The organism is Aliiroseovarius sp. D2-2 (assembly GCF_055809455.1).
In genome coordinates this window covers 376,706-398,122 of the sequence record NZ_CM147913.1, presented here as the reverse complement: position 1 = coordinate 398,122, position 21,417 = coordinate 376,706, and the positions used below count along the sequence as shown (strand labels likewise).

20 protein-coding genes and 1 pseudogene are annotated in these 21,417 nt (G+C 54.0%); 9 read left to right on the top strand and 12 right to left on the bottom strand.

Annotated elements, in window-relative coordinates; all coding sequences use genetic code 11:
* The first annotated feature begins 3 nt into the window (after positions 1 to 3).
* The 4 genes from AC0L6A_RS01905 (at position 4) to AC0L6A_RS01890 (ending at position 6,352) form a co-directional block, all read left to right on the top strand.
* On the top strand, positions 4 to 1,944 hold the full coding sequence (locus AC0L6A_RS01905; protein WP_473291844.1) for a glycosyltransferase family 2 protein: 1,941 nt from the start codon (positions 4 to 6) through the stop codon (positions 1,942 to 1,944).
* Positions 1,941 to 3,053: a glycosyltransferase 61 family protein gene (locus AC0L6A_RS01900; protein WP_473291842.1), complete on the top strand. Its 1,113-nt coding sequence runs from the start codon at positions 1,941 to 1,943 to the stop codon at positions 3,051 to 3,053. The genes AC0L6A_RS01905 and AC0L6A_RS01900 overlap by 4 nt, the downstream gene beginning before the upstream one ends.
* Before the next feature lie 45 nt (positions 3,054 to 3,098).
* Positions 3,099 to 4,907 (top strand): tetratricopeptide repeat protein, encoded by a 1,809-nt coding sequence (locus AC0L6A_RS01895; RefSeq protein WP_473291840.1) that lies wholly within the window; start codon positions 3,099 to 3,101, stop codon positions 4,905 to 4,907.
* Between the two features lie 101 nt (positions 4,908 to 5,008).
* Entirely contained in the window at positions 5,009 to 6,352 is a 1,344-nt protein-coding gene (locus AC0L6A_RS01890; protein WP_473291838.1) for a GSCFA domain-containing protein, read from the top strand.
* A 46-nt stretch (positions 6,353 to 6,398) separates the two neighbouring features.
* On the opposite strand, the gene AC0L6A_RS01885 is transcribed toward AC0L6A_RS01890, so the two are convergent.
* The 5 genes and pseudogenes from AC0L6A_RS01885 to AC0L6A_RS01865 form a co-directional block, all read right to left on the bottom strand.
* Complete coding sequence (locus AC0L6A_RS01885; RefSeq protein ID WP_473291836.1) at positions 6,399 to 6,590, bottom strand: Trm112 family protein; 192 nt, start codon at positions 6,588 to 6,590, stop codon at positions 6,399 to 6,401.
* A complete protein-coding gene (locus AC0L6A_RS01880; protein ID WP_473291835.1) occupies positions 6,587 to 7,231 on the bottom strand; it encodes an LON peptidase substrate-binding domain-containing protein in 645 nt (214 codons plus the stop codon). The genes AC0L6A_RS01885 and AC0L6A_RS01880 overlap by 4 nt, the downstream gene beginning before the upstream one ends.
* 27 nt (positions 7,232 to 7,258) lie before the next feature.
* Positions 7,259 to 8,162, bottom strand: a pseudogene (gene trxA, locus AC0L6A_RS01875) (thioredoxin).
* 54 nt (positions 8,163 to 8,216) lie between these two features.
* On the bottom strand, positions 8,217 to 9,005 hold the full coding sequence (locus AC0L6A_RS01870) for an exodeoxyribonuclease III (protein WP_473291833.1): 789 nt from the start codon (positions 9,003 to 9,005) through the stop codon (positions 8,217 to 8,219).
* Positions 9,006 to 9,093: 88 nt separating this feature from the next.
* Positions 9,094 to 9,471: a VOC family protein gene (locus AC0L6A_RS01865; RefSeq protein ID WP_473291831.1), complete on the bottom strand. Its 378-nt coding sequence runs from the start codon at positions 9,469 to 9,471 to the stop codon at positions 9,094 to 9,096.
* Between the two features lie 85 nt (positions 9,472 to 9,556).
* Here AC0L6A_RS01865 and soxR point away from each other — a divergent pair, with 85 nt between their 5' ends.
* Together soxR and AC0L6A_RS01855 are read left to right on the top strand one after the other, a co-directional pair.
* Positions 9,557 to 10,021, top strand: coding sequence for a redox-sensitive transcriptional activator SoxR (gene soxR / locus AC0L6A_RS01860; protein WP_473291830.1), 465 nt, complete (start codon positions 9,557 to 9,559; stop codon positions 10,019 to 10,021).
* 87 nt (positions 10,022 to 10,108) lie between these two features.
* Positions 10,109 to 10,819 (top strand): VIT1/CCC1 transporter family protein, encoded by a 711-nt coding sequence (locus tag AC0L6A_RS01855; protein ID WP_473291828.1) that lies wholly within the window; start codon positions 10,109 to 10,111, stop codon positions 10,817 to 10,819.
* 129 nt (positions 10,820 to 10,948) lie between these two features.
* On the opposite strand, the gene gltS is transcribed toward AC0L6A_RS01855, so the two are convergent.
* Genes gltS through AC0L6A_RS01835 form a run of 4 tightly spaced genes read right to left on the bottom strand, consistent with a single transcriptional unit; the run spans position 10,949 to position 16,447 of the window.
* Entirely contained in the window at positions 10,949 to 12,154 is a 1,206-nt protein-coding gene (gene gltS / locus AC0L6A_RS01850) for a sodium/glutamate symporter (RefSeq protein WP_473291826.1), read from the bottom strand.
* Between the two features lie 4 nt (positions 12,155 to 12,158).
* Positions 12,159 to 14,930: an efflux RND transporter permease subunit gene (locus AC0L6A_RS01845; protein ID WP_473293346.1), complete on the bottom strand. Its 2,772-nt coding sequence runs from the start codon at positions 14,928 to 14,930 to the stop codon at positions 12,159 to 12,161.
* Positions 14,849 to 15,202 carry an efflux RND transporter permease subunit gene (locus tag AC0L6A_RS01840; protein WP_473291824.1) on the bottom strand — a complete coding sequence of 118 codons (354 nt, stop codon included), beginning with the start codon at positions 15,200 to 15,202 and terminating at the stop codon, positions 14,849 to 14,851. Before AC0L6A_RS01840 ends, AC0L6A_RS01845 begins: the two co-directional genes overlap by 82 nt.
* Before the next feature lie 3 nt (positions 15,203 to 15,205).
* Positions 15,206 to 16,447 (bottom strand): efflux RND transporter periplasmic adaptor subunit, encoded by a 1,242-nt coding sequence (locus AC0L6A_RS01835; protein ID WP_473291822.1) that lies wholly within the window; start codon positions 16,445 to 16,447, stop codon positions 15,206 to 15,208.
* A gap of 76 nt (positions 16,448 to 16,523) precedes the next feature.
* On the opposite strand from AC0L6A_RS01835, the gene AC0L6A_RS01830 reads away from it, so the two are divergent.
* Complete coding sequence (locus AC0L6A_RS01830; RefSeq protein ID WP_473291821.1) at positions 16,524 to 16,958, top strand: ion channel; 435 nt, start codon at positions 16,524 to 16,526, stop codon at positions 16,956 to 16,958.
* 384 nt (positions 16,959 to 17,342) lie between these two features.
* Here AC0L6A_RS01830 and AC0L6A_RS01825 read toward each other — a convergent pair whose 3' ends face one another.
* Entirely contained in the window at positions 17,343 to 18,029 is a 687-nt protein-coding gene (locus AC0L6A_RS01825) for a response regulator transcription factor (RefSeq protein ID WP_473291819.1), read from the bottom strand.
* A 151-nt stretch (positions 18,030 to 18,180) separates the two neighbouring features.
* On the opposite strand from AC0L6A_RS01825, the gene ribA reads away from it, so the two are divergent.
* On the top strand, positions 18,181 to 19,260 hold the full coding sequence (ribA, locus tag AC0L6A_RS01820) for a GTP cyclohydrolase II (RefSeq protein WP_473291817.1): 1,080 nt from the start codon (positions 18,181 to 18,183) through the stop codon (positions 19,258 to 19,260).
* A gap of 17 nt (positions 19,261 to 19,277) precedes the next feature.
* Entirely contained in the window at positions 19,278 to 19,766 is a 489-nt protein-coding gene (locus AC0L6A_RS01815; RefSeq protein WP_473293344.1) for a L,D-transpeptidase family protein, read from the top strand.
* Here the strand turns inward: AC0L6A_RS01815 and AC0L6A_RS01810 are convergent, their stop codons facing one another.
* Together AC0L6A_RS01810 and AC0L6A_RS01805 are read right to left on the bottom strand one after the other, a co-directional pair.
* Positions 19,767 to 20,423, bottom strand: a complete 657-nt coding sequence (locus AC0L6A_RS01810; protein WP_473291815.1) for a YggS family pyridoxal phosphate-dependent enzyme — start codon at positions 20,421 to 20,423, stop codon at positions 19,767 to 19,769.
* A gap of 91 nt (positions 20,424 to 20,514) precedes the next feature.
* Positions 20,515 to 21,378, bottom strand: a complete 864-nt coding sequence (locus AC0L6A_RS01805; protein WP_473291813.1) for a porin — start codon at positions 21,376 to 21,378, stop codon at positions 20,515 to 20,517.
* Between the last annotated feature and the right edge of the window lie 39 nt (positions 21,379 to 21,417).

The following is a 21,417-nucleotide window of genomic DNA, read 5'->3' as shown; positions in this document are numbered from 1 at the left end:
CCTATGCCCCAACGCACCTTAATCACCTCCGCCCGCAACGAAGGGCCTTATCTGGTCGAATGGATTGCGTGGCACCGGATGATCGGCTTCGATCAGATCATCATCTTCGACGAACCTTCGCAGGACCAAACGACTCCTCTTTTGGATGCCTTGGCCAAGGCAGGCGTGATCAAGCGCGTCGATAATGCTGACCCAGATGCTGCGATGGATCATGCAACCCGTGCGCTGAACAAGGCCATAAACCTTCCAGAAGTGCAGGGCGCTGACTGGGCTATGGTGCTGGATGTGGATGAGTTTCTGATGATCCACACCGGTGATGGCAGCTTGGGCGCACTGTTTGATGCGACACCTGACGCCCAAGCGATCAGCCCCTGTTGGCGCTTTTTCGGGGATAGCAATCTGACCGCCTTCACAGATGCGCCGGTCACCATGCAGTTTACCTACGCCGCCTCTGATGCTGCCCTTCAAGACAATCCACATCCCGGTTTGAAAACTCTGTTTCGGCCCGCGGTGGCCGATCAGTTAAAACCCCACCGGCCAATCTTTCGCGAAGATCTCCAAACCGATCCTAACTTCATCTGGGTGAACGGGTCCGGTGATCGCTTTGACACCTCCTTGCAGCAAAAAGGATGGCGGGCACCTGCCGGTCAGGATGGCCGCGATCTTTGCGAGGTGCATCACTACAAAATCCGCAGCACGGAAAGCTTCGTCATGCAGTCGCTTGGCACCACCCTGCCCGGCAGTGACACCCAGACCTATGACCCCAGCGCGTATGCCCGGTTCAACTGCAATGAACAGCATCGGCCGGTGATGCTGCCTTTCACCACCAGATTGGCAGCTCAGATAGAAACGCTTATGGCTCTGCCCAGTGTTCGCGATGCCCATCATGCATGCGTCACGACCCATACCAACGCCATTTCCACAATGTATTCGGGCCTAGATCGCGAGACCCCGAAAGACGCAGCCCTGTTGGTATTGCTGTCACCGGCCCTTGATCAAGCCGAGGAATTCGCCCCCGAGGACACCGTCGCCGTCAAACAGACTGACGCCGCCCCACGATGGTTGGCTGATTTTCGGCGCAGCAAACACCGCAAAGGGTTCTATCAATCCCAGCCTAAGTGCGCGCTGCAATTCTCGGATCGCAATTCTGACGTTTTGATCGTTTCGTTTGATAACCTGTCCAACGTCAATGACCCGGCACTTTCGCGCGAGACTTGGGGCTATCCCTTCTATCGCGACGAAGGTTGGTCCCATCTGGGTGTGCTTGCGTTCGAACGCTACTGGTATCGCGATAATGATCTATTTGATGCGTTCGAGAAGCTGGCCAAAGACGGGTTCTTTAAGGGCTACAAAAATGTCGTGCTGACCGGAACGTCTATGGGCGCCTATGCTGCCACGGCTTTGGCCGATCTGGTACCCGACTGCACGGTTTTGGCGTTTTCTCCGCAATCCACCCTGCATGAAAAGCTGGTTCCCTGGGAAGAACGCTTTAACTCGGGCAGAAAACAGGACTGGTCCGGCCGCTATGCCGACGCAACCCGCCATTGCAGCAAAGCTGACCAGGTCTTTGTGGTGTATGACCCATATTTTGAACCCGACGCGAAACACGCTGCAAGGTATACCGGCACGAATATCCGCTTTCTGAAAAGCTGGTATTCATCGCATAAGTCAGCGCTGTTTTTGCGCCGCGCAAAAATATTGAAACAGATCATGCGCGATGCGGTGGCTGGGAAACTAACACCTGCACGCTATTACGCCCTCTATCGAACTCGCCGCGACTTGCCTTGGTTCTTAAATGGTCTGGCGGACCGATTAAATGATCAAGGCCGGGATCAGCTTGCATTGCGGCTTGCGGGATGGCTATCTGATCACTACCACACCGCCATTGCGCACAAGGTAAAGCAGCGGCACCCTTCAGGCAAAACGGATAAAACAAACAAATGACCCTTAGCGCCCCCTCGCTGGCTGACAGCATCGCCGATAAGATTGATGTACTGGACAACGCACTTGTGGTGCCTCCGCCCAAGGGTGATGCAAACCGGTCAGTTCAGAAATCAGGTGTGTTGGATGCTGACGGCAATTTCGTGGCCAACAGCATCACGTGGCGCAACACCAATCAGGTCAACTTGGAACCCCCGATGCCCGCTGCGGAAGATATCACCGAGATGTCGGGGCACTATATGTTCGCTGGCCCCTTGTTCGGTCACTTTGGGCATTTTCTGGTGGAGAGTATCTGCCGCTTGTGGGCCGTGGATCAGCTACGTGATCAAATTGATGGCGTGGTCTGGGTTCCCAAATTTCAAAACCGTCCGCAGCATGTTTTGAGCGTCTTTAAACCGCTGACTGAAATGCTGGGCGTTGATGTTCCGCTGTTCAATATTGAAGATCCCACCCGGATCGAGAAGCTTTACGTGCCGCAGCAGGGTTTCGGCATGTTCGACATGATCGAAGGCGCACCCGAGTTTCGGGATTTTGTCAGCCGTATCAGCGATCATACGCCCGCCCCTAAGGGGGCCGAAAAGATCTATATCTCGCGCTCGCAACTGCCACCTCAGCGTGGCAGCATTTTGGGCGAGAAAATTCTGGAAGAGAAGCTTGAGGCCGAAGGCTATGTTCCATTCCACCCGCAAAAGCACAATTTCGAAGAACAGATCGAAGCTTACCGGGCTGCACGCTATATCGTATCAACCGATTGTTCGCCTTTGCACCTTGCCGCTTTGGTTGGTGATGCCGATCAGAAAGTGGCTTGCATTGCGCGCCGCGCCGGCAATCTGGACGAATATTTTGCCCGCCAGCTGAAAGCATTTCAGGGCATTGATACGACCACTGTCAGTGCACTTCTACGAAATTGGATTCCGGAATCTGACAACCGCCCTAGCCGCGTGTCTTTTGGTGAAGTAGATTTCACTGTGATGTATGAGCGCCTGAAGCAAGGCGGCTTCATCGAAGAATCGACCCCGTGGGAACACCTGAACGATGCTCAAGTAAAAGAGGCTTTGGCCGAATTGGAAGTCTCGCAAAAGCAGGCCTTCAAACCCTTTGAGAAACGTTAATCATTCACCTTTAAACAGTACATCATTGTACAGGAGCAGCGCACAGTGACCGATCCCCTTTCAGAATTTGCGATCCTGCACGGCACGGACAAGTTCGGCTATCACGATTACACACCGAACTATTTCAAGCTTCTGGCCCATTTGCGAGACAAGCCAGTGAAGATCCTGGAAATTGGGGTCGGAGGATATGCGGATGATGATCGTGGCGGGCAATCTTTGCGCATGTGGCGTGATTTCTTCGAAAATGGGGAAGTGACCGGGATCGACATTCAGAAAAAGACGATGGACCTTGGACCACGGGTCAAAATCCTGCAAGGCAGTCAGATTGATCCGGATTTTCTGAAAGACCTCGTGGACGAACGTGGCCCGTTCGATATCATCGTTGATGACGGATCACATCGGAACGAACACATTGTCGAAAGCTATCACATTCTGTTCCCCACTCTTAAATCCGGTGGGGTCTACATTGCTGAAGATGTGCAAACCTCGTTCCATCCGCGGTTTGGTGGGTCTTTGACGCTGGACGAACCCAACAGCGTTGGTTTCTTTGGCACTTTGTTGCAAAAGCTGAACACCAAAAGTGATGACCCGCTAATCCGCGACGTGGCAGGGATCGAACGGTTTCACAATATCATCGCCCTACATAAGCGCGACAAAGACGGCTCTGATCGAGATGTATTTACCTCTTCCCTCTTTGACCGATTCAATGGGAAGAACCCCAAGCTTATAATGCACGGTCGGGATGATGTTGATCTGGCGGCGCTTACAAAGGTTACCGGCTCTGTCGCAACATCCAAAAAGGATAGCACTGCTGACATTGCGGTTTGGACACTTTCAGACGACGCACCTTTCGATACTGACGTGCTGGAAACGCGCCTAAGTGATATGGGCGACAATAGCGTTCTGGTCGTACGCAGTGACGATCCCGCAAAAGAATTCACCCCGGATGGTGCGGTGATGGCCTATGCCAAACACCGCTTCACGATGGTCGATCATGTTGAGATTATCGTGCATTTTCCCAAGGCCGAAATCGACGCATTGGCCCCCATGATCTTTTCGATCGAACGCACAAGTGACGCGATACTGTTCCACAAATCACCAAACGCTTACCCATCTAACTTCGCCTATGACGCCGAGAACCCACAAGCATCGGCGGCGTTGGATCAAATGGAAGCGGTGCTTGAACAGGCGACTGAAGAAGGTGGTCTGGTTCAATACGCAGAAATTCTGACCCGCCAACGTTCGCGCGAGGCCGCAGCGGGGATCCTGTCGCGACTAGAAAAACTTGGGGCAACCTCACGCGAATTCTACCTGATGGCTGGTGCACTGGCCCAACGCGAACGTCGCCTGGACGATGCGGAACAGTTCTTCTCGACAGCCTTGGCTAAGTTCAAAGACGACCCACAGTTCAGCGTCATGCTAGCAGGCGTAAATATCGGCAAAAGGCAGCTGGACGAAGCAGAAAATATCCTACGTAGGGCATACGAAGTCTCGCCACGAGCTCGCGCCGTAATTGCCCAACTGACCAAAGTCTTGGCGCTTCGTGGGAATAATGCCGAAGCCATCGAACTCGCGCGCGAAGCGGTCAATTTGTTTCCCAAACCCGCACGGCCGGCAAGGCTCGCCCTGCTGGGACAGCTTTTGCGCCTGGAGAACCGCCCCGATGAAGCTCGTGCTGCTGTCGAAAAGGCGCTCGAACTGGTACCAGACAATCCCGAAGCCTTGATCGAACTTGCAGAGCAGGAACTGGTGGCCAATGATCCGAAAAGCGCCCGGCACATTGCTGAGCGAGTTCAGGCAATCAACCCAAAAAGCCCGCATCTTGCGTCACTTCTAAAACGCATTCCAGATTAATAAACTTCGAGGTTTTTGACGTCTTCTACCCCATATGCCTTTTTCCTTAAGCTCTTGAGGTGTACAAACTTCTTAGCATTGTACAAATCTCGAGTGACCAGATGACCGATAACCCCTTAGAGTCCATCTCTGGCGCGCAGGCCTTTAAGCGCATTCGACGCAACAAATTGCGGCGCTACCCCTCGCCCGAGAGGGATGGGGATCGGCTGTATCCGTTGGCGTCCCCAGCGGCCAGTCCGACGTTCAGTATCAAGCCCGACGACACAATCTTCACCATCGGTTCTTGCTTCGCGCGGAATGTAGAAAGTGCACTTATCGACAACGGTTTGGCTGTCACCAGCCGTGAACTGGATCTTGGGCCAATAGGGGAGAGCCTTGGATTTGCAGCAAACTTCTACAACAAATACTCAATTCACTCGATCCTGAACGAAATCCGTTGGGCGCTCGAACCGGAAACCTTTCCGGGAGAGGACATCATCTATTCGGTAAACGAGGGTGAGGAATACGCGGACCTACAGCTGGGTATGTCGCGTTTGAAATACCCGTTGGATGAGATCATGGGCTTCCGACAGCGTTTTACCGAGGTCATGGGGCGCGTCCAGGATGCGGATGTTATCATTATCACGCTTGGCTATGTGGAAACATGGTATGACAACAAACTTGGCATATACCTGAACGTTTCCCCGCCGCAGCCTATGGTTAATGCAGACCCTGAACGGTTCGAATTTCGTGTGTTGAGCTTTCAGGATGTCTTGGGTGGGTTGGAAGAAATTCACGCCCTTCTGACAAAGCACCGCACCAAGCCTCTTAAGATGCTGCTGACAGTTTCGCCAGTACCGCTTCTATCGACCTTCCGCGACATGGATGTTCTGGTTGCCAACGCCTATTCCAAATCCGTTCAACGCGCCGCATTGGAACACTTCGTGCTGAACCGCGAAGGCGTGGACTATTTCCCATCCTATGAGTTCGTTACTTTGTCAAACCCGACGGTCGCATGGTCGCGTGGAGATTATCGTCACGTGTCTGCGGATCTGGTCGCTCGGATCATGGCGGACGTGGTGCGAAGTTACATCGAAAGTCCCGCGGGACAACAAGCAGAAGATACACTTGAAGCATTGCTGGCGTCGGCCCGAATGCTGGACAAGTTGGAAGACAGCGATGGCATGTTCGAGCTTTTCGAGGCGAACAAACAGGTTTTCTTCACCAGTCCCGAAGCCTTGGCTTTGTTCGGAAAACGCTATGTCCAATCGCGTGACTTTGAGAAGGCTTTTGAGTGTTTCGAAAACGCCTGCAAGCTTGAACCCGCGACGCCGAATTACCTAGAGCGTTTGATAACCCTATGTCGTCCCTTGCGGTCGCCGGATGCTGCCAAAAACCTGCTTAAGGAACACGCGCACCGTTTTCCGGATCGAAGAGAGTTCCGCGACCGGATCAACTGGTTTTAGACATCTAAGGAACGTATCTGCTGTAACTTAGTGGCCGTCGGCCGCATCAGTCTTCAATTTTGCGGGCCTCATCAACCAGCATCACAGGAATGCCACCGCGGATCGGGAAAGCCAGATTGGCGGCTTTGGACAACAGCTCTTGCTTCTCTGCGTCATAGCTTAAGGGGGCTTGTGTCAGAGGACAGACCAAAGCTTCGATCATGCGACGGTCGAATTTTGTTTCAGATGGCTCGTTCATTGCACTTTCACCTCGCCTGCGCCTTTGCGTAACGCAAATTCCATAAGCGTTACAAGGGTTTCACGCCGTGTTTGCAAGGACGGCGCTTCAAGCAAAGCTTGTTTGTCCTCAGCGGCAAACGGGCAAAGCATGGACAGGGCGTTGATCAGCAGTTCATCTTCCGCAAATTCAAGGCTTTCCCAATCGGTCTGGAGTTCCTGCAAGTTGAAGTAGCGGGTCAGAAGGCTCAGGAAAACCTCGCGATTCAGCCCGCTATCATGCTCGGACTTACCAAGATCTCTGTGGAAACTATCCCAGCCCATCTGCGCCTTCAGATACGGCGTAAATCCGGTTTCAATTTGCCCTAACCGAAAGCGCGACACCCCGATAAGCGTGACCATATAGCGCCCATCATCGGTTTCCGTGAAAGACGTGATCCGCCCAGCACATCCAATGCTGTGAAGCCTCGTATCCTCGCCGCATTCCTCGCCTATGGGCTGGATCATTCCGATCAAACGCTCGGGTGATTTTAGCGCGTCGTCGACCATCGCAAGGTAACGCGGTTCGAACACATGCAACGGAAGCCGGCCGCGGGGCAAAAGCAGCGCGCCCGGCAAAGGAAAGATCGGAAGTGTATCCGGCAGGTCAGCAGATGAGATCATGATCCCAGTCTAGCGCGACTTTCCCATTCACACAAAGATCATCGACGAAAGCTTGCGCCGACCCGTCAGCGCGATGGGATCGCTTAGCATCCAACGCGTCGAAAATTGTGAAAAGCTGGGTCTTCGCAGCGGCGTCATTCCATTCACGATCCCGGCGGAACAGTTCAAGCAATTCATCGACGGCACCTTGAGCGTTGCCATCAGCATTCAATGCGATGGCCAGATCAAAACGAGACTGGTGGTCGTCAGGGTTTGCGTCCACTGCGGTCCGAAGCTCGGCCAAGGGCCCAGCGCTTTCGGCTTGTCGGGCAAGCTCGATCTGTGCACGCACGGCTTCCAGTTCAGGTGCATCTGCGATCTCGGCAGGGACGCCGTTCAGCGTGGCTTCAGCCTCGTCCGCCTGACCTTCGGCCAGATGACAACGTACGAGACCAGCAAAGGCTGGCGCAGAATTCGGGTCTTCTTCCAAAATCGCAGCAAAAGTTTGTGCGGCATCCTGCACTTCGCCTGCATCCAACATCTCTTCCGCGGCGACAATTGCGTCAGCCAGACCGCCATCGCCAGCAAGAGCAGCCACTTTTTCAACAAAGGCTTTGATCTCGGACGGCGGAACAGCGCCCTGGAACCCATCAACAGGTTGTCCTTGCCAGAAGGCATAGACGGTCGGGATCGATTGGACCTGTAGTTGGCCAGCAATCATCTGGTTTTCATCCACGTTCACTTTAGCCATGCGGACTTTACCACCGGCTTCGGTCACGGCTGCTTCCAAAGCGGGGCCAAGCGTTTTGCACGGGCCGCACCAAGGCGCCCAGAAATCAACGATGATCGGAACCTCTTGCGACGCCTCAATCACGTCCTGCATGAAGGTCGCTTCGCCCACATCTTTGATCAGTTCCACGCCCTCAGGCGCGCCGCCCAGTTCGATTTCCATGGCTTTGGCTCCGTTAAATTCCACCGGGACTATATGACCCCTGCGTGCCCAGATTTAAAGGTCGAAACTTGCAAAGACTGGCGCGTGGTCGGACGGTTTCTCCCACCCGCGCGCATCTCGCATGACGCGCGATCCGTGGCCTGCATTGGAAATATCCGACGTTGACCAGACATGATCAAGACGTCGCCCCTTGTTGGCAACATCCCAATCGCGCGCGCGATAAGACCACCAACTGTATAGCTGCCCATCGGGAATATCTTGCCGCGTGATGTCGACCCAACCGGCCGCATCCTGAACTTCGGCCAGCGCTTCAACCTCGACCGGGGTGTGGCTGACCACTTTCAGAAGTTTCTTGTGGGACCAAACGTCATCTTCGCGTGGGGCGATGTTCAGGTCGCCCACAAGAATGGATTTCTTCGGCCTATTTTTGAAGAAGTGATCACGCATGTCAGTGAGGTAATCGAGCTTCTGGCCGAATTTCTCGTTCACTTCTCGATCCGCCACATCGCCGCCCGCGGGGACATAGAAATTGTGTACCGTCACACCGTTTTCCAGCTGCCCAGCGATATGGCGCGCATGGCCAAGATCGGCGAAATCAAAGCTTTCGGTTTCGACCATCGGAATACGCGACAGGATCGCAACGCCGTTATAGCCCTTCTGCCCGCGCGCAACCATGTGGGTGTAGCCAAGCGCTGCGAAGCCCTCCAGCGGGATCTTTTCGACCGGGCTTTTGCATTCCTGAAGGCACAGCACATCGGGTGCTTCCTCTTCCAAAAGCTTCAGTACAATCGGTTCGCGCAAACGGACCGAGTTGATGTTCCAGGTGGCAAGAGTGAAGCTCATGATGTCCTCCGGTTTCGCGCATTTGATGCGACCCTACACCCAGAAACATATGGTGAACAGGGGCGAGTTTGATCCCGCCCCCATTTCATCAGGCATAAGACACAACTTCCCATTCCACACCATCATGGTCGTCGAAATAGAAACGCTTTCCCGGTTCGTAATCCCCGTGGTTATGCGGCTTGAACCCAGCGGCTTTCGCGCGCGCCTCGACCGCGTCAATGTCGTCCACAACGACGCCCACATGGTTCAGCCCAGCGCGGGTCGTATAGGAATGCTGGGGGTCTTTCATCGCCATTTTGGGCGTGTATAGAGCCACATAGCTGCCCTCATCCCCCACATGGGCGGTGTAGCCACCGGACATCGCATCACCTTCCCAGCGGATCTTCCAGTCAAACACCGCGCCCAACCATGCGGCGGTCGCTTTGGGGTCGCTTACAGTCACATTCACATGTTCTAGAATTGCCATTTTGGCCTCCTTGATTTCATTTGCGACTCAGTTGATAATTCCTAAAGTTAACTTTAGCTCAAGCTTTTTCTTTCGGAGGTTTCACATGGAACGCAGAAACGAGATTTCCATCGGGACCTTGGCCACACGCACCGGGCTGGCTGTGTCCGCGATCCGTTATTACGAAACCCAAGGCCTGGTCACTCCCGAACGTAACGCAGGCGGACAAAGACGGTTTTTGCGGTCAGACATCCGCCGTCTTAGCTTCGTGATGATCGCGCAGAAGTTCGGCTTCACGCTGGATCGCATCCGCGAGGTGATGACCCGCCTGCCCCAAAGCCGCACACCGACCGCCAAAGACTGGACCGAGATCTCACAAGACTTCCGCGCGGAACTGGACGAACAGATCGAGGCTCTAACCCGCCTGCGTGACAAGCTGGACGGCTGCATCGGCTGCGGCTGCCTGTCGCTGGACCGCTGCGCACTTTACAATCCGGATGACGTGGCGGCGGATAAAGGTGCAGGGCCGCGGTACCTGATGGGGGATCAAGCCACACGCCCGGAAGACTAGGCTCTGTTTGGCCTATAACTCGTCCCTTGATCTGGCTTAAGGCAGCAAGGTCGCCATTCCTTCACATTGTGATGAAGGAGGCCAAACATGTCAGATCACGGACACAGCCCACAGGAAATCGCTGAACGTATTGGCGCGCCCGCAGGGAAAGGCGTGCTGCGCGATGCGGTCTATGGGGCCATTGACGGGTCGGTTACAACCTTTGCCATTGTGGCAGGTGTTGCCGGGGCTGGCCTATCGCCCTTTATCATCGTCATCTTGGGATTGGCCAACGTGCTGGCGGACGGGTTTTCGATGGCGGCGGCGGCCTATTCCGGCACCAAGGCGCAGCAGGACAATTACCGCCGCATCCGAAAAATAGAAGAGGAACACATCCGAGCATATCCGAAGGGGGAATGGCTGGAAGTGCTTGAAATCCTTTCCAAAAAGGGGCTGAGCGACCGGATTTTGGACGAAGCAACGGACGCCGTCACGAAAGACAAAGAGCGTTGGATCAACATGATGATGGAGGGCGAATACGGTCTGGGCGGAATTGACCCGCACCCATTGCCAGCAGCGCTAACCACGTTCTTTTCATTCCTCGTCGCCGGAATGATCCCCCTGCTGCCCTTTATCCTCAAACTCGACAGCGCCTTCACCATCTCTGCATGGATGACAATGGCCAGCTTCTTCGCCATCGGCGCCCTGAAAAGCCGCTGGTCACTCAGCCCATGGTGGCGGTCGGCACTTGAAACAACGCTGATCGGAGGGGCTGCGGCGGCGTTGGCCTATGGTGTTGGGACGTTGTTTAATATGTGAGGGAGTGCGTATGACTGTGTGCCCAAAAGCGAGACGCATTAGAAGACAATTCGCCAAAGGAAGGCAAACCGGGTACTCGAACCTAAGAAATCAGCAAACAACTCAAATTGCTCAGGGCACTACGCATCATCAAAGGCTAACAAAAAACTGAATAATAACTGCATTTGCGAGATCGACAAAGAAGGCTGAGACCAGTGGCAGCACGATAAAGGCCAATGGCGCTGGGCCATAGCGTTTCGTGACAGACGACATATTGGCGATAGCCGTTGGCGTAGCACCCAGTGTGAAACCGGCGAAACCTGCACTCAGGACGGCCCCTTGATATGTACTGCCCATCAGCCGGAAGAAGACAATCAGAATGAAGGCAACTGTCATGACAACTTGAAGCACAAGAACGAACAGGATGGGTCCACCAAGTTCCGCGAGTGTCCACAGCTGGAGACTCATCAGTGACATCGCCAGGAAAACTGACAGACAGTAATCTGAGATGATAGCGAGTGATTTTGTCCGTGCGGGCCATGTGATTTTTGGAAGCAAGTATGGGATCGAGTTGGACATCGCGATACCGACAAGCAAACAAGGGACAAAGAGCGGGAGTTTTACTCCGGCCTCGATGATTCCAAGATGCAAAATGTAGCCGATCAAGATAGCGACGTGAACAGCGAGCATGCCCCGCATCAGGCTGATATGGTTGATAAGATCGTCCGGGTTTTCTTGATCATCAAACTCCAGACCAACAATCGGTTCTTCTGTTTGGTCACTCTGCAAGTTGTTCCTGTCAATCAGACGCTTTGCAATTGGACCGCCCAAGATTGCTGCTAAAATCAAGCCCAGCGTGGCCGAAGCCACGCCCATTTCAGGAGCCGCTGTGAAACCTGTGAGGTCCTCAATCTGAGGGCCCCATGCGATGGCGGTGCCGTGTCCGCCGATCAGCGAAGCAGAGCCGACAAGAACAGACGTTGCTGACGGTAAGCCAAAAACCGTAACACCGATAAGGCCCACGAGATTTTGCAAGATCATGAACGCTAAGGTCAGCGCCAAGAGCAAGGCTAGCAGGCGCCCTCCGCGAAACAAGTCAGATATCTGTGCATTCAAACCAATTGTGGCAAAGAACACGACGAGCAAGTAGTCGCGTACTTCCAAATCAAAGGTAATTTGCTGGCCTGTTGTCGCGAAAAACACCCAAGTCAGCAGAGCAACGGCTAGCCCCCCGGAAACAGGTTCCGGGATGTTGTAGTCGCCCAAAAGGGCAACTTTTCGTGTCAAAAAAGACCCAAGGAAAAACACAACGAATCCAAGTGTGACTGCAATGAACGCCGGAACTTCAATTTCCATCTAACTATCCGTTTTCAGCGGGCTTAACTTTGAAGAACAGCACATATAGCGTCGGCACGATGATCAACGTTAGGATCGTCGCAAACGTCAGACCGCAGATGATGACCACTGCCAGTGATTGGAAAAAGGGGTCCCACAGTAATGGAATAACACCAAGCACAGTGGTCAATACACCCAGCGATACTGGCCTTACCCGGCTGACGGCTGCATCGGTCACGGCTAACAGACGAGCCTTCCCGTTCGCGATCTGAGTATCGGTTTCATCAATCAACACAATCGCATTTTTAATGAGCATCCCAGTCAAAGCCAAAATGCCCAAGATGGCCATGAACTCCATTGCTGTTTGGCTGGCAACCAACCCCCAGACCACACCGATGATCGCCAACGGTACGGTGAGCCAGATAATCACTGGCTGGCGGACGGCATTGAACAACAGCAACACTACAATGATCATCGCGCCAAATCCCATGGGCATGGTCGCGGCTAATCCAGCATTTGCTTCAGTAGAGTTACCAAACTCACCTTTCCATTCAAATCCGTAGCCTGGCGGCAGCTCTATTGCTTCGATCGGTGCGCGCACGGCAGCAAACAAGTCGCCTGAAAGAACCCCTGGCGCATTGTCAGCTTGCGTGGTGATCGCAAGTGCCCGGTTGATCCGGCGCAAGTTTCCGGATTCGAAAACAAGCTGAAAATCATCCACGACCTGAGTGATTGGGATGTAACGCCCTGTCGCGGCACTGAAAACCTGCACTTGCTGCAATGAATCTACATCCATTCGATCGGCTTCAAACGGTCGCATGATGATGTTACGCAGCTCATCTCCTTCGCGGAATACGCCGATATTGGTTCCCGTCAAGTGAGCATAAAACGCATTAGAAATCTCACCCTGTGTCAGGCCAAGCCTGCGCGCGTTTTCAGTGTTGATGATCGGGCGAATTACTTTCTTCTGCTCGCGCCAGTCATTTTTGATAGCAATGGCGCCCGCATCGGCGAGGATTTCTTCCGCCTGCGCAGAAAGTTCTCGTAGAACTTCGGGGTCATTTCCGAAGAAACGCGCCTCGACCTTCGATCCGCCACCTGGTCCAAGAACAAATTTCCAAACCTTTGAACGCGACGCAGGATAGGTTTCTTCAATGTATTCCTGAATTGGTTGCTGCAGACCCGCAATCTGCGTGTAGTCCTCAACATCGACCAAAATCTGCCCGTAACTCGGGTTTCCGCTCTCAGCCTCATAAATCAGCATAAAGCGCGTGTGGCCACTGCCCGCCACAGTGTTGGTGCCTGTCACGCCGTCTAGCCCGCGCACATGTTCAGCGATATCCAACAGATCCTCTTCCGTCTGAGAGATGTCGGTGCCCGCAGGCAAGAAGTAGTCCACCACAAACTGCGCACGGGTCGAAGCTGGGAAGAACCCTGCGGGAACCAACGAAAACCCGATGATTGCGCTGGCGAAAAGAGCCAAAACGCCGACAACCGTCAGGTATTTGAACCGAATTGCAAGATTGAGGATACTGCGATAACCACCCAAAATGGCACCCTCGGGTTTTTCATCGGCGGTGCCCTCTTTCAGCAACAATGTGCAAAAATAGGGGGTAAGCCAGATTGCCACGAGCCAAGAAAACATCAGGGCAATCATGATTGTGTAAAACAGGCTGCCTGCATATTCACCCGTTGAATCCGGTGACAGACCGATGGGCGAAAAAGCCAGAAAGCCCACAATGGTCCCCCCCAAAAGGGGCCATTTTGTTTGGTTGACCACGGCAATGGATGCCGCGGCTGGGTTCTCGCCTTTTTGCACACGCACCAAGGTTCCTTCGACCACAACGATGGCATTGTCGACCAGCATACCCAGGGCAATGATCAGTGCGCCCAACGAGATCCGTTGCATATCGAGCCCGTAAAGATACATGCCAAACAGCGTGCCCGCGATGGTCACAAGCAGGATGCCACCCATCAGGATGCCAGATCGCAAGCCCATGAAAATTAATAGCGTTCCCACAACAATCGCGAGGGCGAGCACAACATTCATCACGAAATCACTAACCGAGGCTTTTACGCTGACGGATTGGTCCGAGATGGATTGAAGTTCAATGCCAATTGGACGTTCTGAAATCAACTCTTCCAGCCTTTGATGAACCGCCTCGCCCATGTTGACGACATTGCCACCAATAACGTTTGAAATGCCGATGCCAATCGCCTGTTGTCCGTCGAGGAAGAGCAAGCTTCGTGCTGGTTCCTGCAGCCCTCGGCTAACCGTTGCAATGTCGAACAGTCGGAAGGATGCGCCAGATGTCGGGTTGGAGATTACCAAGTTTTCGATGGCATCAAGCGAGCCAAACGCCCCTTCTGGGCGAATTTCGATACGCGTCGAGCCGCCAAGTACGGTACCTCCAGGAGTCACGAGGTTCTGACCCTCCAAAACACTTCCGATCTGGGATGGCGACAGACCAAGCTCAATTAGGCGGGCGGGTGAATACTCGACATAGATGACCTCGTCCTGCACACCGCTGAGGATGACCTTTGACACACCATCCACCAGCACCAATTCGCGCTGTAACTGCTTGGCATACTCATAAAGCTCTGTGATCGAAAAACCGTCTCCTGTCACACCGAAATAGAGGGCGTAAACATCACCAAAATCATCATAGACTTGGCTTTTCAAAGCATTTGGCGGCAGTGTGGATTGAATGTCGTCTATCTTGGCACGCATCTGCGCGAAACGCTGGTAAAGGTCCGGATAAGTTTTAGCAGAAGCAATGGTGAATTCGACGGACACTTCGCTAAGGCCCGGCGACGACAAGGATTACTGATTTCCTTGACGCCTTGAAGTTGCTGAAGCGCATTCTCAATAACATCCGTAACTTCAGTCGCAACTTCTTCTGAGCTGCCGCCAGGGTATGGCGTGATAATCTGCGCCTGCCGAATGATGAATTCAGGGTCTTCAAAACGCGGAAGATTGACGTATGCAAAATAACCAGCGACGAGAATAAGGATCGTAGCAAGCGCTGAAATCAGGCGCTTTTCGATCGCAAACTTTGCGAGATCCATGACTTAGCCCCCAATCTTAGTGACTGGTCGGATTTGCATCCCTTCGCGAATTTTGGTCACCCCAGCTGTTACAACTGTGTCACCCGCTGACACGCCGTCTGTGACGATGACGTTGTCCCCGCTGACCTTTCCTAAGATCACAGAACTCTTTGAAACCGTATCTCCCTCACCGACGATCCACACAAATGGCGATCCGTCCGTCTCAGCACCAACTGCACTGAGCGGGATCGTTAAACTCGCGGTGGCTGAATTAGAGATGGCAACAATGACGGTGCCAACCATTCCTGGCAAAACGGCTGCGTCTTCAGGTACGGAAACACTAACGCGTCCACGATAAGTTTGCGTTGCGGCGTCGGCTTGGGTTGAGAACTCGACCAATTGAGCGTCCAACGCGTTGCCGGACACGGAATCAAGTGTCACTGTCGACTTGGGATTAGAACGCGCGAAACGAACAACATCCTGGCCGGGCACATCAAACGCGAGGTGCACCGTTTCAAGACGTTGCAGTAGGACAATATCCTGACCAGCTTGGATATTGGTGAAATTCTCTATGTCACGGCGCGCCACTATTCCGTCAAAGGGTGCCCGCAGAGTAGCATCCGCCAGATTGTCATTTGCTGTTTTAATTTGCGTCTCAAGCCCGCGCAACGCAGCCTCCGCAGCCTCAATGTCTTCTTTGCGCCCGCCTGAGCGCGCAATTGTTAACTCCTCGAGTTTGGCGCGCAGCTCAGCTTCTGAAATGCGCAACGCGGTTTCGTCCGCTTCTAGCTGCGCCGAGGCAACAAGGTCTTTTTCAAACAGCGTCCGGGTGCGATCTGCTTGCTCACGAGCTTGATCCACTTGCGCCTCAACAGCATCAATTCCAGCTTCAAGTGCCACGATCTCTTCTGCGCGCGCACCAGACCGCAAGGCGTTAAGTTGCGACAGAGCTTGGTCGCGTTGGCTTTCAAGTTGCGCAATTTGCGTTTCAAAATCACGAGGGTCAAGTTTGGCGATCACATCACCTTCTTCGACATTCGTGGAGGCTTTGACTGGCAGTTCAATAACCCGCCCAGATACACGAAATGACAATGCCGCTTCTGCCGAGGGCTGCACAATCGCCGGGTAACGTCGCTCGAACACCGCTTCACTGGACTGTACTATCGCCACCTTTGCAGGGCGAACAGCTTGTTCTTGTGCTGACGCATTGCTTGTGAAGACAGCAGCGCAAACCGCAAGAGTAATGGCACGAAAATAACGGTCCATAGGGCCCCCTAGTATACTCGGATAATTTTGGTCAGAATGCCTTACAAAGAGTTGCAAGTAAACGAGAGGATTTGAGATGGGGCTTATTGAGCAATTGCTGCTGGGGACTTTGCTTTTGGGGCTGTGTGCCCTAGTCCATGTTGCAATTCTCACACTAGGTATTCCATTACTAATTCACATGGCAGCAAAGCTAAGAACACGTCCCGCCTTTGTTTCCACGGCGGTTTTGACACTTCTTGGATTTGGTATAATCGTTTTTGCACACTCAATAGAGATTTGGCTTTGGGCAGGCGCTCTATTGTGGTTAGGCGCTTTATCTAACATCGAGGTCGCTTTGTACTTTTCCATGGTTACTTATACCACGTTGGGTTACGGCGATATTGTTCCTGCCGAAGGAGTACGCCTATTCGCATCTCTTGCCGCGGTGACAGGGCTATTGACCTTCGGGTTGAGCACCGCATTTCTTGTAGGTCTTTTCGGTCGGACATTACCCCCGATCAACAAAGCTTGAATTGAGTAGTTGTACCGGCTCTCGGAAAACAAAAAAGGGCAGACCTGCTCCAGTTCGCATGACCGGTTTTACAACATAAAGATTGATCATTGTGGTTTCCGCTTGAAGGAGGGTCAGCACCTTCCCTTACACGAACATGGCGACTGGTTTGAATTCCGTGAAATGCAGCCATTCGCGACAACAACTCGATGACGGCTTTGTCCGCAAAGCGGACAAAAAAGCCGGGCCACAAAGGCCCGGCCAGTCTTACAGGGAGGATGTGCCCTTGTACGTTTTGCGGATCAGATGTGATCAGTAACGCTGTCTCTCGCTTCGCTCGAACGCGCAACTAATCACTTAATCTATTTGTCCGCAGAAACGCACTCCTCGGGCACGGGAGGAACTCTAAGCGTTCAGGCGATATCCGCCGCTTTCTGTCACCAAAAGCCGCGCGTTCGAGGGATCGGGCTCGATCTTTTGGCGCAGGCGATAGATGTGGGTTTCCAGCGTGTGGGTCGTGACGCCGGCGTTATAGCCCCAGACCTCGTGCAGCAGCACATCGCGGGCCACGACGCCATCGTTTGAGCGATAGAGGAACTTCAGAATGTTTGTCTCTTTCTCGGTCAGGCGGACCTTGCGGTCATCATCGGTCACCAGCATCTTTACGGACGGCTTGAACGTATACGGCCCAAGCTGGAAGACGGCGTCCTCGGATTGCTCGTGTTGGCGCAGCTGGGCGCGGATGCGGGCCAGAAGAACCGGGAATTTAAAGGGCTTTGACACATAATCATTGGCACCCGCGTCCAGACCCAGAATGGTGTCCGCGTCGGTGTCATGGCCCGTTAGCATCAGGATCGGGCATTTCACGCCCTGTTTACGCATCACGCGGCACAGCTCGCGCCCATCAGTATCAGGCAGGCCCACATCAAGGATCACAAGGTCATAGATCGCTTCCTTGGACTTCACGATCGCCTCTGATCCGTTTCCGGCTTCGAATACATCGAAGTCTTCGGTCATCAGCAGTTGTTCGGCCAACGCGTCGCGCAGGTCCTCGTCGTCATCTACCAGCAAAATCTTTTTCAACGTGGACATGGCGCCCTCCTCTGTCGTGTTGCTGATAGATTTGTGGGTGCGCACGCAAATGACAAGATATGCAACAAAACTCTCACGGCCTCGTGTCAATTCGCCGGGAAATGTTTCATATCATGTCAATCCGTCTTATCTAAGGCGGGAAAGGACGCCCATGACGCTTGCCCCCGATCAGACAGAGCTTCTTGCCCGCGCCCGTGCCGATTTGCGCATGGGGGTGCCGGTTGTCCTGCATTTGGATGGCCGCTGGATACTGGCTGCGGCGGCTGAAACGTTGTCGGCGGGGCGACTAGATGACTTGCGCGATCTGGGCGACGCCGTTCTGGCGATCACACCACGCCGGGCTGAAACGTTAAAAGCACGGGCCTATTCTGATCGTGTCGCACGGATCGAGCTTCCAAAGGATGCGGACACGGGGTGGATCGCCTCCGTCGCAGACCCGGCAGATGATCTGTCGACCCCTATGAAAGGCCCATTTCGAACCTGCCGTGGCGGGGATGACGCGTTAGAAGCACACGCCATCGCCCTTTGTAAAACTGCTCGGCTTTTGCCATCGGCTTTGGTGGTCGAAACCGCAAATGCCAAGGACCTTGCCCAGCAACATGGGCTGACACTGGTACATTTGGATCAAAACACCGTACGTGATTTGCACCTTGCCCCAGTGGTCCATGCGCGTCTGCCCCTGCACGTCAGCGATGCAGGGCGCCTGCACATTTTCCGCCCGGAAGATGGCAGTGAAGAACATTACGCGGTGGAGATTGGCCGCCCCGACCGCGACAAACCGGTGTTGGCGCGCCTGCATTCTGCCTGTTTCACTGGGGACGTGCTGGGCAGTTTGAAATGCGATTGTGGGCCTCAGTTGAACACCGCACTGGCCGCTATGGGGGCCGAGGGCAACGGCGTGCTGCTTTACCTCAACCAAGAAGGTCGCGGCATCGGGCTGGCCAACAAGATGCGTGCCTATTCCCTTCAAGATCAAGGCTTTGACACGGTCGAGGCCAACCATCGTCTAGGCTTCGAAGATGATGAACGCGATTTCCGCATCGGCGCCGAAATCCTGAAATCCCTTGGTTTTCGTCAAGTGCGTTTGATGACCAACAACCCGCGCAAAGTAGCGATGATGGAATCAACCGGCATCAACGTCACCGAACGCGTGCCCTTGAAAGTTGGGGAAGGCGTTCACAACACGGATTACCTTGCCACAAAGGCCGCCAAATCCGGGCATATCCTGTGACACCGCGCCGTTATGACATGGTTGTAACGCGCTGGGGTGCACGCTTCATGGGGCGGCGGTTCCCAGTGTCGATCGGGCGCGGTGGCATGACAGATAACAAACATGAAGGCGACGGAGCCACACCGCGCGGCGTTTGGCGGCTGGTTGGCGGAAGCTTTCGCGCGGATCGCCGCGCCCACCCTGATACCCTTTTTCACCTTAGTTCCATTGGCCCCACAGATATCTGGTCAGATGATCCCGGCGACCCGGCTTATAATCACGGGCTGCGTGCTTCTGGTTATTCGCGCAGTCATGAAAAAATGCGCATGACGGCCCCGCTTTATGACGTGGTTCTGTTCAGTGACTGGAATTACCCAGATGCGATGCCCGGAAAAGGTTCGGCAATTTTCGTGCACCAATGGCGCAAACCGCGTCACCCTACGGCGGGGTGTCTGGGTTTTGCGCCCAATGATCTTCGTTGGATTATGGAGCGCTGGACCATGCAGAGCCGGATTTTCGTCCGTTAGTTATTCGCCATAGTCCCGTTCGCCAAAGATCGCAGAACCGACCCGCACATAGGTCGCCCCCTGCGCAATGGCACGTTCAAAATCGCCGCTCATCCCCATGGAGAGACCTTCCAGCCCATGCTGCTTAGCCAGCTTGGCCAAAAGGGCGAAGTGCAGGCTGGGTTCTTCGTCCGCCGGAGGGATGCACATCAGTCCTTCGACGGGTAAATTCAGCTCGCGGCAGAGGCCGACAAGTTCAGAGAGTTCACCGGGCATCACACCCGCCTTCTGGTCTTCTTCACCGGTGTTCACCTGAATGAACAGACGCGGGCAGCGACCTTCTTCTTCAGCGATGCGGGCGATTGTACGGGCAAGCTTTGGTCGGTCAACCGAATGGATCACATCAAACAAGCCAATAGCCTGCCGGGCCTTATTGGTCTGAAGTGGGCCGATCAGGTGAAGCTCGACATTAGAAAACTGATCTTTCAGATCCGGCCACTTTCCAGCCGCTTCCTGAACCTTGTTTTCGCCGAAAATGCGATAACCTTCTTCCAACACCGCTACCACACGCTCCAGCGGCTGCACTTTCGATACAGCGATCAATTGTGCCGATCCTGGTACGCGACCCATACGGGCCTCTTCCTTGGCGATGCGGTCCTGAATGTCTGAAAGTGCCATGGGTCATCCTGTCATTTGTCTGAAACAGGTGTCCCAAAAGAAAAGAGCGGGCGCAAGGCCCGCTCTTCCCATACCAAATAATCCGTTAGGATTAGAAGGTCATGATGATGCCCATGTCAGCAACGGTTACACCGTCAAGCTCACCTACACCGGCGTTAAGCGAAGCGCCACCGCCCAGGTCGTAAGCTACGCCCAGACCCCATGCGTCACCCGATACGCCAGCAACGTCAACTTCCGAGTAAGCAGCCGAAACGGTTGCTGCGCCCATGGTGTAACCAGCGTGGATACCGTACGAGGTGATGTCGTTGTCGTCGTTACGCGAGTACAGAGCATTCAACGAGAAGTCAGCGATATCAGCGCCGGCTTTCACGTGGATGGTGCTCGACGCGTCGATGATACCCCAGTCGTCGTAACCCAGACCGAAGTTGTAGTCACCCATTGAGTAGGTGGCTGCAACCGAAGTAATCTCGGTGCCGTTGAAGTCGTGCGAGATTGCGATACCGAAATCACCAAAGGTGCCTTCGTACATCATGTTGCCCGAGTCGGCCAAGTCAACCAGAAGCTCAGCAACGTTGTCGGTGCCGATGCCGCCGTAACCGATGTCCGACAGACCCAGTTTTGCGTCAACAGCCGAACCAACGGAACCAGCCGAGAACTTGCCGAAGCCGCCTTCGACGTAAGCCGACGAACTGTCAACTGCGCCACCGGCTGTACCAGTGGTGATGTCGAAGTCTGCGCCGAAGCTCAGGCCGCCATCAGTTTCACCAGTCATCGAGACCGACAGAGTCAGGTAGTGGTCCAGCTGCCAATCATCAGCACCTGTCACAGGCGCCACAGTAGCACGATCGTCAATAAAGCGAAGACCAATACCAGCTTCACCAGAGAAGCTGATTTCAGCGGCAGCGACGCCAGCAGTTGCGACCAGTGCGGTCGAAGCGAAGAGAATCTTTTTCATTTTCGTTTTCCCTCATATTTCAAGAGTTGGCCTCAATTC